Genomic DNA, 12,896 nt, shown 5'->3' on the forward strand with positions numbered 1-12,896 from the left:
GGGAGCCGGAGGCTCCCTGCAGCCGAAGATCAGCCCACCAGTTTCTGATGGCTCTCGACCATCTGCGCCATGCTGGTGAAACGGAAGTCGTAGGTAGCCTCAGTCGCCGGCACGTGGGTTGCCCCGAAACCTTCCTGGCCGTGGCGACGATGGATCCACGCCCCTGCCAGACCTGCGGCGTTGGCAGGGACGTGATCGTGGTAGAGGCTCTCTGCGGTATGCAGGATCTCGTTCTTCTTGATGCCGGCCTTGGCCAACGCCTCGATCATGTAGGTGAAGTTATTCGGGTTGGGTTTGTAGGAACCCACATCCTGCGCCGTGATGATGTGATCGAATTCGACGCCCAGCTTGGCGTTGCTGAGTTTGAATTCATTGCGGTCAATGTTCGACAGGATGACCAGCTTGTAGTGTTTTTTCAGGTAGCGCAGCGCCTCGACCGAATCCGGGAACGCGGGCCAGTCCTTGACCGAAGTACCGAACGCTTCACGCTCGGCGGCATCGGGCTCCACCCCCAGTTCCTTGGCAATACGGTCATAGACCAAACGCAGGATATCGGGGTACAAGGCATCCGGTGTCAGCGACTGCTGGGGAGACTCGTGGCGCCCGAAGACTTCGAGAATCTGGTCGCGCGTCAACGCCTTGCCACTGCGCTTGACCACAGGCTGCAAGGCATTGACGATGCCCGATTCCCAGTCGATCAGGGTACCGTAGCAGTCGAATGTCAGTGCTTTGAAATCAGTGAGTTTCATCATGGTGTCCTTCTTGGAAAGAAAATGGATATCAGGGTGGGGCCGCCGGCTCATGACGGCTCCAGGTTACGGCTTCAGAAAACTCTGCGGCCCGGCTCGACCTGACGTTCCGGTGCCAGGTAAACCACTTCGCCCTCACCGGCCTCGGCCCCCAGCATCAAAACCTGCGAGGTGAATCCGGCAATGCTCCGGTCGCCCAGATTGACGGCACACACCACCTGCTTGCCGATCAGCTCCTGCGGCTGATAGAGACGGGTGTACTGCGCACTGGTGGTCTTGGTGCCCAGCTCGCCGAAATCGATCCAGAACTTGTAGGCCGGCTTCTTCGCTTTTTCATTGAGTTCGACACGCACGATTTGCCCGATACGAATGTCGACATGGCTGAACGCTTCATAAGGTGTCATCAAAGATCCTCAAGTTCTGGGCGCAAGGCCAACGGATACGAACTTCGTATCCAGATACTCCTGGATACCCCATTGACCCCCTTCGCGCCCGATCCCGCTCATCTTCACCCCGCCAAAAGGCGCTTGGGGCGTCGACGGTGCTCCGTCGTTGATGCCAACGATGCCGTAGTCCAGTGCCTCGGATACACGGTGTGCCGTGTCCAGGTCCCGGGTCCAGAGATAAGCGGCCAGGCCAAAGGGTGTGTCGTTGGCGGCGGCGACCACCTCGTCAACCGTGTCGAACACCAGCACGGGCGCAACAGGGCCGAAGGTCTCCTCCTGCAAGATGCGCATGCCCGGTGCAACATCGACCAGCACCGTCGGTTCGAAGTACAACCCCTGCAACGCCCGCCCACCGACGGCGACCCGTGCCCCCTGGCTGACCGCATCGTCCACGTGCTCGCGCACTTTGTGCAGCCCTTGCTCATCAACCAGGGGACCGATCTGTGTGTCCTCAAGGGCAGGATCGCCGACACGCAGTGCTGCCACCTTGGCCGACAGTACCGCTACCAGCGAGTCTCGGATCGAACGGTGCACGTAGATACGATTGGTGCACACGCAGGTCTGCCCGGCGTTGCGAAATTTGCACTGCAGGATCTCTTCGGCCGCGCGCTCGATGTCCGCATCGGCAAATACAATGAACGGAGCATGTCCGCCCAATTCAAGCGACACCCGCTTCATGGTAGACGCCGACTGACGATACAGATGCACGCCCACATCGGTGCTGCCGGTAAAGGTGAGCTTGCGTATGCGCGCGTCCTCGAAAAACACGCTGGAAACGGCCGCGGGCTGATTGCTGGTAATGACCTGAAAGGTTCCCGGTGCCCCACCCACTTCCAGCCAGTACTTCTCCAGCAAAAGCGCCGTCAGCGGTGATTGCTCGGCAGGCTTGACGATCACTGTGCAACCGGCGGCGAGCGCAGGCGCTACCTTGCGCGTGATCATCGCCGCGGGAAAATTCCACGGTGTGACTGCATAGACGGGCCCTACCGGTTGGCGCAGCGCATACAGGCGCTTGTGTTCGAACTGACTGGCAAAGGTCTCGCCATACAAGCGCTTGGCCTCTTCGGCATACCACTCGGCAAAGGCAGCGGCATACATCACCTCCCCACGGGCCTCCTTGATCGGCTTACCCATCTCCAGGGAGATGGCCTTGGCCAGCTCATCGATCGAAGCCACCATTCGGTCGAACCATTTCCTCAGCAATTGGCTGCGAGCATAGGCCGTTGTTTGCTTCCAGGACGCAAAGGCCTGCAGGGATTGCTCCGCAACCACCTCAGCCTCGGCCTCCTTGCAATCAGGTACCCAGGCAATGGGGTTTGCGGTTGCCGGGTTGACGACCGCATAGACGGGAAGCTGCTGCGAACGCTCGCTCAAGGATGGCAACACCCATAGAGCCGCTTTACCGGTCAGTGCTTCCAGATTCTTACTCGACACGTTATTTCTCTCCGCACAGGATCGATCATTGGAACGCTCATGAACGGGGGCATCCCCCCGCCAAGGGTTCAGGCACCGCTGACTTGCAGGGCGGCCTCAAAATTCACCAGGGCTTGAGTGACATCCGATTCGGAGATCACCAACGGGCACAGAAAACGCACGACATTGCGATAGACGCCGCACTTGATGAGCAAAAGGCCCTGTTCACGTGCCGCGTCGATCACTCGCTGCGCCAGACCAGCATCCGGCTGCTTGCTCACAAGGTCCGTCACCAACTCGACCGCGCACATCGCACCGGTGGCGCGCACCTCACCGATGCTCGAAAAGCGTTGCTGCAGTGCTCGCAAACCATCCCCCAACTGCTCACCAATGGCTTGGCTGCGGGCAACGAGTTGCTCACTCTCGAAGATGTCGAGCACGGCCAAAGCGGCGGCGCAACCCAGCGGGTTGCCCCCATAGGTCCCTCCGAGGCCACCGGGCTTGGGCGAGTCCATCAATTCGGCGCGTCCAACCACCCCCGAAAGAGGAAGGCCGCCGGCGAGGCTCTTGGCCACAGTGACCAGGTCTGGCTTGATACCGGAGTGCTGGAAGCCGAACATCTTCCCCGTACGACCAAACCCGGTCTGGATCTCATCGCAGATCAGCACGATGCCGCGCTCATGAGTCAGACGGCGCAGTGCCTGCATGAACTCGACAGGGGCCGCGACAAAACCGCCATCTCCCTGGACCGGTTCGATAATGATCGCAGCGACGCGATCAGCCGCGATCTGTGTGTCGAAGACTTCCTGCAAGGCTGCCAGTGCCTGCTCGCTGCTCACGCCGCGATAAGGGTTTGGATAAGGCGTGTGATAAACGTCCGGCGCAAAGGGCCCGAACGTTTGCCGGTAAGGTTGGCTCATACCGGTCAGTGTCATCCCCAGCAACGTACGACCATGGAACCCGCCACGGAAAGCAATCACCCCCGGACGCCCCGTATGGCTTCGAGCGATCTTGACCGCGTTCTCGACAGCCTCGGCACCGGTGGTGAAAAAGACCGACTTGAATGACGCCTCGGGCGATACCAACGCGTTCAGTTTCTCAGCCAGCGCCACGTATGGCTCATAGGCCGCTACCTGGAAGCACACGTGGGAGTAGCTTTCCAACTGCTTGCGTACGGCCTCCACCACCCTGGGGTGGTTGTGACCGACGTTCAGAACGCCAATGCCACCGACGAAATCCAGATACTTGTTGCCATGGTCGTCCCAGATATAGGCGCCCGCGGCTCGACTGACCGTGATGGGATGAGCAACGGCCACACCGTTGGAAACATGTTTGGCACGCATCGCTGCGAGAGGACTTGCTTGGAAGGAAGACATGCTCAGAACACCTTGTGTGAAGATGTTTGAATGCTAGATCGCCCCCATCGGGCTAACCATGGATGAAAAATAGTAGAGGGCCGTCTGGAAATCCTATCTTTCATACAGCAAACCACGGTCAGCCCTGCCACGGACAACGACAGGCCGCGCCCGTCGTTTACCCTGCGGCATAAAGGCGCTGGACTTACCCCTGAGCCGCAAAACCCTTTTCGACCTCCTGAGCCGCGCGCCTGCCGGATAACAAGGCGCCATGCACCGTCGCGAACATCTCTCGGTGGGTTGCCTCGCCGGCGAAGAACAAGCGACCGGCGATGGGAGCAGCCAGATCGTCGCGGGTGTGAGCCGCCGTTCCCAATCGATTGAACGAGTAGGCACCGTAACTGAAAGGGTCCTGACTCCAGCGCGTCACCTGATAAGCGATTGGATCAGGTGTGTTCGCACCAAAAACCTGCCGCAGACGCGTCATCGCAGCGGTCACCATCTGCTGATCACTCCAGTGCTCAATGGCGCCGCCGAACTCACCCGCATTGAACGCCAGCAGCACCGGCTGTCCCGTGAGGCGCGCCAGGTTCAGCCATTGGCTCCACTGACCGTGCTGCGCCTGCGAGGGAATGAACTCCAGCCAATCCTCTGCCGGCCAGAACTGACGGGGGAAGCGCAAGTAGCACTTGTTGAAGTGCCCCATTCCAAGTCTGGCAATCGCCTGAAGCTTTTTTTCGGGCAGTGCGGGTCTGAACTCAATGGCTCTTTGCTTCAAGACACCCAGTGGCACAGTGATGATCACCTTGTCGGCCTCCAGTGTGCCTTTCGACGTCACGATAACGACACCCGAAGCGTCCTGGGTGATGCTGGAGACGATGTGCCCCAGGCGTATATCGAGGCCACGAGCCATATAGTCGACCAGTTTCCGATACCCCCCGACAGGCACCGCGTCCTCACCCGGATAGCCCCCCATACTGTCGAACCAGTGCGTCGACAGTTCTTCTCGACTGCCGGCATACTCCTGCTCTGCGGTACTGTTGGTGATGAAACCGAGGAGCTCCTTGTCCGGCTCCGACAGCCCACCCCAGTCAAGCTGATCTTCAACGCTGGCGCGTACCGAGTGGTCCTGGGGCTGTCGCTGGGCTTTGCGCAGGGCCTGCTCATAGGCCTTCCTGAGCTGTTCAAGGCGTTGCTGGCGTGCCGGGCCAACAGGCTTGCCATCAACGTCGTAGTCAAGGGTACTGTCGTAGCTGGTTGACACCAGATCGATACCGGCCTGGTGCGCGAGCGTGGTCAGTGGATTCCCATCGACGCCATGAATCCAGCTCGCCCCCAGATCCACAGGCGCGTCAGGCCAGACGGCGCTGGTCCAGGTGCGCCCGCCCAAGCGCTCGCGCCCCTCCAATACCGTGACCTGATACCCTCGAGCCGCGAGTTGGCTGGCTGCTGCCAGACCCGATACGCCCGCGCCGACAATGATGACTTTTTTGCGCGCCGGCCCAGCGAAGGCGCCACCTACCCTAGCCGAAGCCGCCACCATCGTGACAACGCCAGCCTGCTTGAGCAACGTACGGCGATTCATTGGCCGAGTTCTCCAGCACCCAGGATGGCCGAAGCACTGACACGGGTGGTCGTGACAGGAAACGCATCAGCCTGCGGATAGGGAAACCATTCAGGATCATCGACCGCACGAGGTGCAATCATCACCATTTTTGAGCGGCGGAACTGCTCAAGCCCCTCAACGCCCAATTCACGTCCAGTGCCGGTCATTTTCCGGCCACCAAACGGTACACAGTCGTTGTCATTGAGCGGGGTATTGACCCAGACGATACCGGATTCGATCTCGTTGATCGCACGCATGGCCTCTGCCAGGTTCTCGGTATAAATACTGGCCCCCAACCCCATCTCGGAATCATTGGCCAACACGATCGCCTCGTCGAGACTGCGAACTTTGCAAATCGGTGCGATCGGGCCAAAACACTCACCATGCATGATGTCCATGTCATGCCTGACCTCAAACACAGTGGGTTCGAAGAACCACCCCCGGTGCAAATGGCCTGGCCTTTTCCCACCGCAGACTAATCGCGCGCCCTGCTCGAGGGCCTGGGCCACGAGCCGTTCTACTCGATTGAGCTCTCGCTCTGACGCAAGCGGCCCGATGTCCACATGCTCCAGACCATTTCCAATTCTCAACTTGCGGGCCTCGGCACTCAGCGCCTGGACGAAAGACTCGTACACCTGCTCGTGAACATAAAAGCGCTCGGCGGAGGTGCACACCTGTCCGCAATTGAGAAATGCCGCATACGCGGCTGCGCGCGCCACCGTCTCCACACAAGCAGAAGGCATCACGATAAACGGGTCATTGCCACTGGTTTCGATGAGCGTGGGTTTGAATCGCAAGGCCGCGCTTTGTGCCACCGCCTGACCGGCGCTGACGCTGCCGGTAAAGGCAATGCCATGAGTATGCGGATGCGCCACCAGGTGGCGCCCGACCTCAGCCCCACCGGTCAGCACCTGAATCAAGCCTCTGGGCAGAGGTGCGAACGCTGGCATCAGCAAGAGCTGCGTGAGCGAGGTCTGCTCGGATGGCTTGACAATGATGGCGTTGCCGGCAGCCAGCGCCGCGGCGGCCTGCCACCCCATGAGCAGGACGGGAAAGTTGTAGGGAACGATGGAAACCACGGTGCCCAGCGGCTCCTTCAGACTCATGTGCAACTGCCCGGCGATGGCCGGCCCTGCAACACGCCCTTGCTCCTGGCGTGCCAGTTCGGCGTAGTAACGCAGCGCTGAAGCGCAGGCACGGACTTCCCATTCAGCCTCGCGGTAGGGCTTGCCCATTTCTCGTGTCAGGCATTCGCCAACCGTAGCGCTGAGCGTGTACAAGTTGTCCGCCACCTGGTGCAAGGCCTCCGCACGCTCCAACGCACTGAGTGCCCACCAGACTTTCTGCACCTGATTGGCCAGGGCGATGACCTGCTCCATTTCTTCGGCCGTCGCCTCGGCGTAGTCACCCACAGGCTGCTCGGTCGCCGGATTGATGATGGTGCTGACGCAGCCGCGGCCAGCCTGATAATCGCCATTGATGAAATGCTGCGCCGACCGCTCACGCATCAATTGGGCAGTTGCCGTCATACAGACTCTCTCTTTGTAATGATGAAAGGTGCCTATCGTGACCGGGCTCATTTGAGACAGTCTTGAAGGGCATAATGGAAATAGGCCAGGCGCAGTCCGCCACGCTGCAACCAAGGGCTTTTGGGGAGTTGTCCTGGCAATTGGCGGTAGACCTTGCAGTCCTCCATCGCACTCAGCGGCACGCCGGCAATGGCCCGTGCGAGCGTGCGGCCCATCCATGGCATCGTATTGATCCCTGAGCCGAAGCAACCCAGGTTGAACAGCACTGACGCGTCCTCCAGGGAACGCCCCCAAGTCGGGGTGAACTTGCGTGTCAACGTCAACAGTCCACGCCAGAAGTAATCGACACCCAACACTCCGCTGTCTGGGAACTTGCGGGCCAATAAGCTCAGCAACCTATCGCGCATGGCGTTGTCATGTAGCGGATCGCCCCATGTATCGCTGCGCGCGCCCAGCAGAAGCCGGTCATCTGGCAGACGACGGTAGTAGGTCACCAGCATGCGTGTATCGATCATCGGCGATCGGTCAGACAGACCGATGCTCTCCCATTGCCGGGCCGAAAGAGGGGCGCTCACCAGAATATTGGAAATGGCGGGAAGCACGCGTCGCGCGATGCTCTTGGGCTCAGGGTCGTCGCGATAGCCATTGGTGGCCAACACCACCTGCCGGGCACGCACTACCCCATGGGGTGTACGCAAGAGGTGCAGCCCCCCCTGTTTTTCCCAACTCACCATGGGCGTGTTGGCACAAATTCGTGCGCCGTGCCGACGCGCGCTCTGCGCAAGCCCCTGCGTGAAAGCAAGAGGGTTCAGACCCCCTCCTGTTTCCACATGCAAGGCGCCAAACTGTTCAGGGCCGCCGTGCCCGATGACAGAGAACTCATCACGGGTGAGGATTCGGCAAGGAATTGCAGCCATCCTCAGCCATGGCAACTGCTCGATCAGCTCTCTGAAGGCACCCGGAGAATGGGCCACTGTAAAGTTGCCGTTACCGCAACGCTGAAGATCAAACCCCTCCTCTTTTGCCAACGAGTAGACCAGTTCCTGCCCTTCACGTTGTGAGTCGAAGAACGCGCGTGCGTCAGGCTCTGGCCAACGTTGAAATATCTGCTCGACAGACAGCTTGCTGGCAGGAAGGGTGTTGAAGCCCGCATTGCGGCCGCTCGCCCCCCAGCCGATGTCACCGGCCTCCAGCACCAGCGCCTCGATGTGATGATCGCGGGCCAGATGAAAGGCGGTGGACAGGCCTGCCAACCCGCCCCCGATAATCGCCACCTCGACCTCTGTGTCACCGGTCAGAGGGGTGAACGCCATCCTCGGGGTCATGGCACCCCAGTAGCTGGCATGAAAGTGTTGGCGGTCGTATAAACTCGGGTGAAAGATCGTCGGGCTCATCGGATTCCAGTCAGCAACAGCTCAAGTTGCGGACAGGATGGAATCGGTCGCCCACCCGAACAACCTGCGTTTTTTGTGGTAGGGTGTTAAAAAAACTAACACCTGGACAAGCATGTCGAACCACCGACTTCCTCCTCTGAACGCTGTTCGTGCGTTCGAAGCAGCCGCTCGCCTGGGCAGCTACGTTTCAGCCGCCAATGAGCTGCATGTGACACAACCAGCCATCGGACGTCATGTGAAAGCCCTGGAGGAGTACTTGGGCACGTCACTGTTCAAGCGAACGCCTCGCGGTGTTCTGCTGACCGCCGACGGATGGCGCTATTTCGAACAGGTCAGTTCGGCATTGACTCAAATAGCCGACGTCTCCTATGAGTTCACCTCTCGTCGCGAGCAACGCTGGTTACGCCTGCTGGTAGTACCCGGTCTTGCCGGACAATGGTTGCGTCACCAACTGCCAGAGTTTCGGGCACTCCACCCCGGTATTCGTATCGCGTTGGAACCCAACGCTTCGTTTCGCCAAATCTCGGCGGAACGTACCGACCTGGGGATTGCCTTTGGCGATCCCGAAGACTTCGAGGGCGCCACTGAACTGCTCTGTCAGCCAGCCATTTTCCCGGTGTGCGCTCCCGACTTCCTGGCCCAGTGTCCTCCCTTGCAGGTCCCCAAAGACTTGCTGAATTTGACGCTACTACACGAGGACGACGGGTACTGGTGGAGGCACTGGTTTCATAGCCAGGGGGTCAAAGCCAGATTAAGCAGCGAGATGTCTTACGTCAGCGCAGACCAGGTCATTGATCTGGCTCTTTCGGGGGCAGGCGTGGGCCTGACCAACTCGCTACTGGTGATGGATGAACTGGAAAAGGGCCTGCTGGTTCGTCCGATTGGGCACGAAGCGCGCCTGGAGGGGTACCTGCTGCTGAGTCCGCCCGGCGGTCTCAAACCTGAGGCCAAGGCTTTCCGACTTTGGCTTCTGGAAAAGCTCAAAAACCTTTCGATATAACTTTTCTTAACACCGTACTCTGAAAATTGTGTGTTGCGCGTGCCCAGGCGGCTCTCTAGTGTTTTGAGGTACCCCTCAAGGCTCTGTTCATATCGAAAACCGAGAGCTCACACGATGAAAAATAAAAAAAGCCACCTGCTGCGTGCCACCCTCGCTACAGCGTTGATGTTTCTGATGTTCAGCACTGGCGCTCAGGAACGCCAGCTTCACGTACTCAATTGGTCCGAGCTCATTCCGCAAACGGTCCAGTCCGACTTCTCGGCAAAGAACAACATTCGGTTGCACTACGACATCCAGGACAGCGATGACACCCTGGAAAGCAAGTTGCTGACCGGCCACTCCGGCTACGATGTCGTCTACCCGTCCTCATCAAACATGGTGAAGCAGATCCAGGCGGGTGCGTATGCGCCCTTGGACTGGTCAAAGATCCCCAACAGGACTCATCTTGACGCTCAACTTCTGAAGAAAATTCAGACGCATGACCAAGGCAATCAATACGGCGTGCCTTTCCTATGGGGCACCGATGGCATGCTGGTCAATGTGCCAAAGGTCAAAGCCATCCTGGGCGAGAACGCCGACCTGAACAGTTATGACCTGCTATTCAATCCGGCAGTTACCCAGAAGCTGGCCAAGTGCGGCATCTCCTTTCTAGATTCGCCTCAAGACGTATTCTCCCTGACACTCGCCTACCTCGGCCGCGATCCCAACAGTACGAACCCAGAGGACTACAAGGCCGCTTACGAGCAGCTCAGGAAAGTGTGGCCCGACATCAAACAGATCAACTCGACCTATCGCGACCAGATCACCCGAGAGGACATCTGTGTCGCCATGGCGTGGAGCGGCGATGCGGGGGTGATCAACCGTATCATTCGGGATAACAAGCTCAATCTGGATATCCGCTACATCACGCCCAAAGGTCAGACCCCTATCTGGTTCACCATGATGGGCATACCCAAAGATGCGCAAAACAAGGAAGAGGCCTACGCCTGGATCAACAACCTGCTGGACCCGACCGTTGCAAAGGTCATCACCGAGTACAACAGCTATCCAAGTTCTGTGCAGGAAGCCCAGCAAGAGAACCGAACGATAAAAGACGGGCGCTACGCACCGGATGAAGAAGAGATCCGTAGCTTCTACACCTTCGCTCCACTGGACTTGAAGAGCGTACGCGTGATGACTCAATACTGGCGGCGCCTCTACAGTAAATAGTGCCGGCATGATTTGCCCGGCTACTTTTCGCTTATAGCTCCTGCTTTTAAAAACATGCCCAAAGGGACGCAAAAACAAGCAGAACATCAATAAACTTGATGTTCTGCCTAAGAAACAGCGATCTAGATGATGCATTGATAATTTCAAATAATCTCGAAATTGAGCTATCCCAGAAACCAGCAAGCTGGCGAGAATATCCAGGTAAAACTCAACACCCTGGGCAGGCAGTGGGATTTATAAGTCGTTCGGCCCACCCGCCCGGGATGGGACAGCCTCGTTACTTAACCAAACGAAATGCCGCTGGTTGCGCCGTGATCATCCGGATCAGATGGTGTGCCAGAAAATAGGTGGTGTAGCAGGTATCACCCAGGAGAATATCGTCTCGCTTCAAGGTGTCGAGCATCGATCCGAGGACGGGTGTCGACGTTTCAGCCGATGTCGACGTTCAAGGCGATATCCCAAGTGCCGGCACCGTTTTTCGCCAGGCCGATCATCATCAGGCCGAGCGCCTCGAGTGTCTGGGCCATGTGCAGGCCGCCGACATCCAACGGGCGCAGCCCAAGACTCTCGATGAACGTCGAGACGCGCGCCTTGGCCTCCGGGTCGTCGGCGGCGATGAACGTGTCGAGGCGTCCCCGCTTGGCAAGGACGTGACCGAAAAGGGTGTTGAATGCCTTCACGACATGCGCGCTGGCGGGGACGATCCTGGCGATCTCCTGCGCACCGGAACTACCGGCGGGAGAGACGAGGCGCGTGAGGTCCGGGGAGACCGTGTTGGTGATGTCGATGATCACCTTGCCATCGAGCGCGTCCCCGTAATCGGCCACCACCGACGCCGCAACGGTGTACGGCACGGCGAGGATGACGATGTCGCCGGCCGGAGTGGCTCCGTACGTCCCTGTGATCGCTCCGGCTGCGAGCTTGGCGGCCAGCGCCTGCGCCTTGGCGGCGTCGCGGCTGACCACCTCAACCGTGTATCCCGCCTTGGCGGTACGACCGGCGATCGCCGCGGCCATGCCTCCTGAGCCAATGATGCTGATAGTGTTCATGTGTAGTTTCCTCGTGAATGGGAGTACTCAGCGGGCAGGGAAGTAGTGGCCGTTGTCCAGGTCCTCGAGCAGGCCGGGTTGAGCAGGCTCCCAGCCGAGGGTCTGGCGGGTGATCAGGTTGGACGCCGGGAGGTCCAGGGTGACCAGATTCGCGAGGAACCCAAAATATCCCGGCAGCATCAGTACGTCCGCGGGAATGCTCACGGCCGGCACGCCCAGGCGGCTGCCAATGGCCTCGGCGATCTCGCGGAACCGGATGCCCTCACTCTCGACCCCGTGCCAATATTTGCCAGCCTCCCCCTTCTCCAGCGCCAGGCGGAACAAGATGGCGAGGTCACGGGCGTGTACGGCAGGCCACAGGTTCGCGCCTTCTCCCGGGTAACCGATGACGCCCTTTTCCTTCGCCAGCCCGATCAACAGCGGAAGGAAGGCGACGTCGGTGGTGCTGTGCGCGATCGTAGGAATGCGCACGATCGACGACCGCACGCCCCGCTCCGCGAGGCCGATCACGGTGGTTTCGACGATGTTGCGAACCCGCAACGTCCCCTTGTACGCATCGCCGCCGGGAAGTGACGGGTCTTCCTCGGTGGCTGGTCGGCCCAGCTTTTCCCACCCGGGCCCGCCAATGCTCCCCGACACGACCAGCGGCTTGCCGCTTCCCGCCAGCGCCTCGCCGTACGCGAGCATGATCTGGAGTTCCGCAGCGGCCACGGCGTCGATCCCGCCAATGGGGAGCAGGTCTTGCCGGTGCGCAACGTGAATAACGCCGTCAACCTCCGCCGCCGCAGCCTTGAGACCATCGAGGTCGGAAATATCCCCGCGACGCACCTTGGCGCCGAGTGCGATCAGTGCAGCCGCGGACTTGTCGGACCGGGCCAGGCCGGTGACCTCGTGGCCGGCGGCGATGAGCTCGGGAATGATGTACGAACCGATGTGACCGGTTCCGCCAGTGACTAAAACGTGCATGTCATGACTCCATATGCGTGATGGGGTGCGAGAAATGGTGATACGGGAACGCTCAGCCAAGGCTGCGGGTGCGACCCGACGAACTCATTCAGCACACGATCCATGCTGAGCTGATCACTTGTAAAACGCAAGTGATCTATTGAATTTTACTTGCGCCATGCAAGCAATGCTAAGATCGCC

11 protein-coding genes are annotated in these 12,896 nt (G+C 59.5%); 2 read left to right on the top strand and 9 right to left on the bottom strand.

Going from position 1 to position 12,896, the window contains the following annotated elements; genetic code table 11:
* Positions 1-29: 29 nt before the first annotated feature.
* From HX881_RS20575 to HX881_RS20605, 7 genes are all read right to left on the bottom strand, one after another.
* Positions 30-749, bottom strand: a complete 720-nt coding sequence (locus tag HX881_RS20575) for a haloacid dehalogenase type II (protein WP_042936738.1) — start codon at positions 747-749, stop codon at positions 30-32.
* Between the two features lie 74 nt (positions 750-823).
* Positions 824-1,153: a tRNA-binding protein gene (locus HX881_RS20580; RefSeq protein WP_017128921.1), complete on the bottom strand. Its 330-nt coding sequence runs from the start codon at positions 1,151-1,153 to the stop codon at positions 824-826.
* Positions 1,154-1,162: 9 nt separating this feature from the next.
* A complete protein-coding gene (locus HX881_RS20585) occupies positions 1,163-2,629 on the bottom strand; it encodes an NAD-dependent succinate-semialdehyde dehydrogenase (RefSeq protein ID WP_343054793.1) in 1,467 nt (488 codons plus the stop codon).
* Positions 2,630-2,697: 68 nt separating this feature from the next.
* Positions 2,698-3,984 (bottom strand): 4-aminobutyrate--2-oxoglutarate transaminase, encoded by a 1,287-nt coding sequence (gene gabT, locus HX881_RS20590; RefSeq protein WP_177086311.1) that lies wholly within the window; start codon positions 3,982-3,984, stop codon positions 2,698-2,700.
* A gap of 184 nt (positions 3,985-4,168) precedes the next feature.
* Positions 4,169-5,548 carry a flavin monoamine oxidase family protein gene (locus tag HX881_RS20595; protein WP_218171738.1) on the bottom strand — a complete coding sequence of 460 codons (1,380 nt, stop codon included), beginning with the start codon at positions 5,546-5,548 and terminating at the stop codon, positions 4,169-4,171.
* Positions 5,545-7,098: an aldehyde dehydrogenase family protein gene (locus HX881_RS20600; RefSeq protein ID WP_177086313.1), complete on the bottom strand. Its 1,554-nt coding sequence runs from the start codon at positions 7,096-7,098 to the stop codon at positions 5,545-5,547. Before HX881_RS20600 ends, HX881_RS20595 begins: the two co-directional genes overlap by 4 nt.
* 47 nt (positions 7,099-7,145) lie before the next feature.
* Positions 7,146-8,492 carry an NAD(P)/FAD-dependent oxidoreductase gene (locus tag HX881_RS20605; protein WP_177086315.1) on the bottom strand — a complete coding sequence of 449 codons (1,347 nt, stop codon included), beginning with the start codon at positions 8,490-8,492 and terminating at the stop codon, positions 7,146-7,148.
* A gap of 112 nt (positions 8,493-8,604) precedes the next feature.
* Between HX881_RS20605 and HX881_RS20610 the strand changes: the two genes are divergently transcribed.
* On the top strand, positions 8,605-9,492 hold the full coding sequence (locus HX881_RS20610; RefSeq protein ID WP_177086317.1) for a LysR substrate-binding domain-containing protein: 888 nt from the start codon (positions 8,605-8,607) through the stop codon (positions 9,490-9,492).
* Between the two features lie 114 nt (positions 9,493-9,606).
* Complete coding sequence (locus tag HX881_RS20615) at positions 9,607-10,701, top strand: extracellular solute-binding protein (protein ID WP_177086318.1); 1,095 nt, start codon at positions 9,607-9,609, stop codon at positions 10,699-10,701.
* A 428-nt stretch (positions 10,702-11,129) separates the two neighbouring features.
* On the opposite strand, the gene HX881_RS20620 is transcribed toward HX881_RS20615, so the two are convergent.
* Together HX881_RS20620 and HX881_RS20625 are read right to left on the bottom strand one after the other, a co-directional pair.
* Entirely contained in the window at positions 11,130-11,750 is a 621-nt protein-coding gene (locus tag HX881_RS20620) for an NADPH-dependent F420 reductase (RefSeq protein ID WP_177086320.1), read from the bottom strand.
* Positions 11,751-11,777: 27 nt separating this feature from the next.
* On the bottom strand, positions 11,778-12,716 hold the full coding sequence (locus tag HX881_RS20625) for an SDR family oxidoreductase (RefSeq protein ID WP_177086322.1): 939 nt from the start codon (positions 12,714-12,716) through the stop codon (positions 11,778-11,780).
* Positions 12,717-12,896: the final 180 nt, after the last annotated feature.

Source organism: Pseudomonas gingeri (assembly GCF_013386115.1).
GTDB lineage: Bacteria > Pseudomonadota > Gammaproteobacteria > Pseudomonadales > Pseudomonadaceae > Aquipseudomonas > Aquipseudomonas gingeri.

Excerpts from the sequence above, each read along its gene's own strand:
- HX881_RS20610 (WP_177086317.1), top strand. The coding sequence starts at position 8,605 with ATGTCGAACCACCGACTTCCTCCTCTGAACGCTGTTCGTGCGTTCGAA.
- gabT (WP_177086311.1), bottom strand. The coding sequence starts at position 3,984 with ATGTCTTCCTTCCAAGCAAGTCCTCTCGCAGCGATGCGTGCCAAACAT.
- HX881_RS20625 (WP_177086322.1), bottom strand. The coding sequence starts at position 12,716 with ATGCACGTTTTAGTCACTGGCGGAACCGGTCACATCGGTTCGTACATC.
- HX881_RS20575 (WP_042936738.1), bottom strand. The coding sequence starts at position 749 with ATGAAACTCACTGATTTCAAAGCACTGACATTCGACTGCTACGGTACC.
- HX881_RS20605 (WP_177086315.1), bottom strand. The coding sequence starts at position 8,492 with ATGAGCCCGACGATCTTTCACCCGAGTTTATACGACCGCCAACACTTT.
- HX881_RS20620 (WP_177086320.1), bottom strand. The coding sequence starts at position 11,750 with ATGAACACTATCAGCATCATTGGCTCAGGAGGCATGGCCGCGGCGATC.
- HX881_RS20595 (WP_218171738.1), bottom strand. The coding sequence starts at position 5,548 with ATGAATCGCCGTACGTTGCTCAAGCAGGCTGGCGTTGTCACGATGGTG.
- HX881_RS20600 (WP_177086313.1), bottom strand. The coding sequence starts at position 7,098 with ATGACGGCAACTGCCCAATTGATGCGTGAGCGGTCGGCGCAGCATTTC.
- HX881_RS20580 (WP_017128921.1), bottom strand. The coding sequence starts at position 1,153 with ATGACACCTTATGAAGCGTTCAGCCATGTCGACATTCGTATCGGGCAA.
- HX881_RS20615 (WP_177086318.1), top strand. The coding sequence starts at position 9,607 with ATGAAAAATAAAAAAAGCCACCTGCTGCGTGCCACCCTCGCTACAGCG.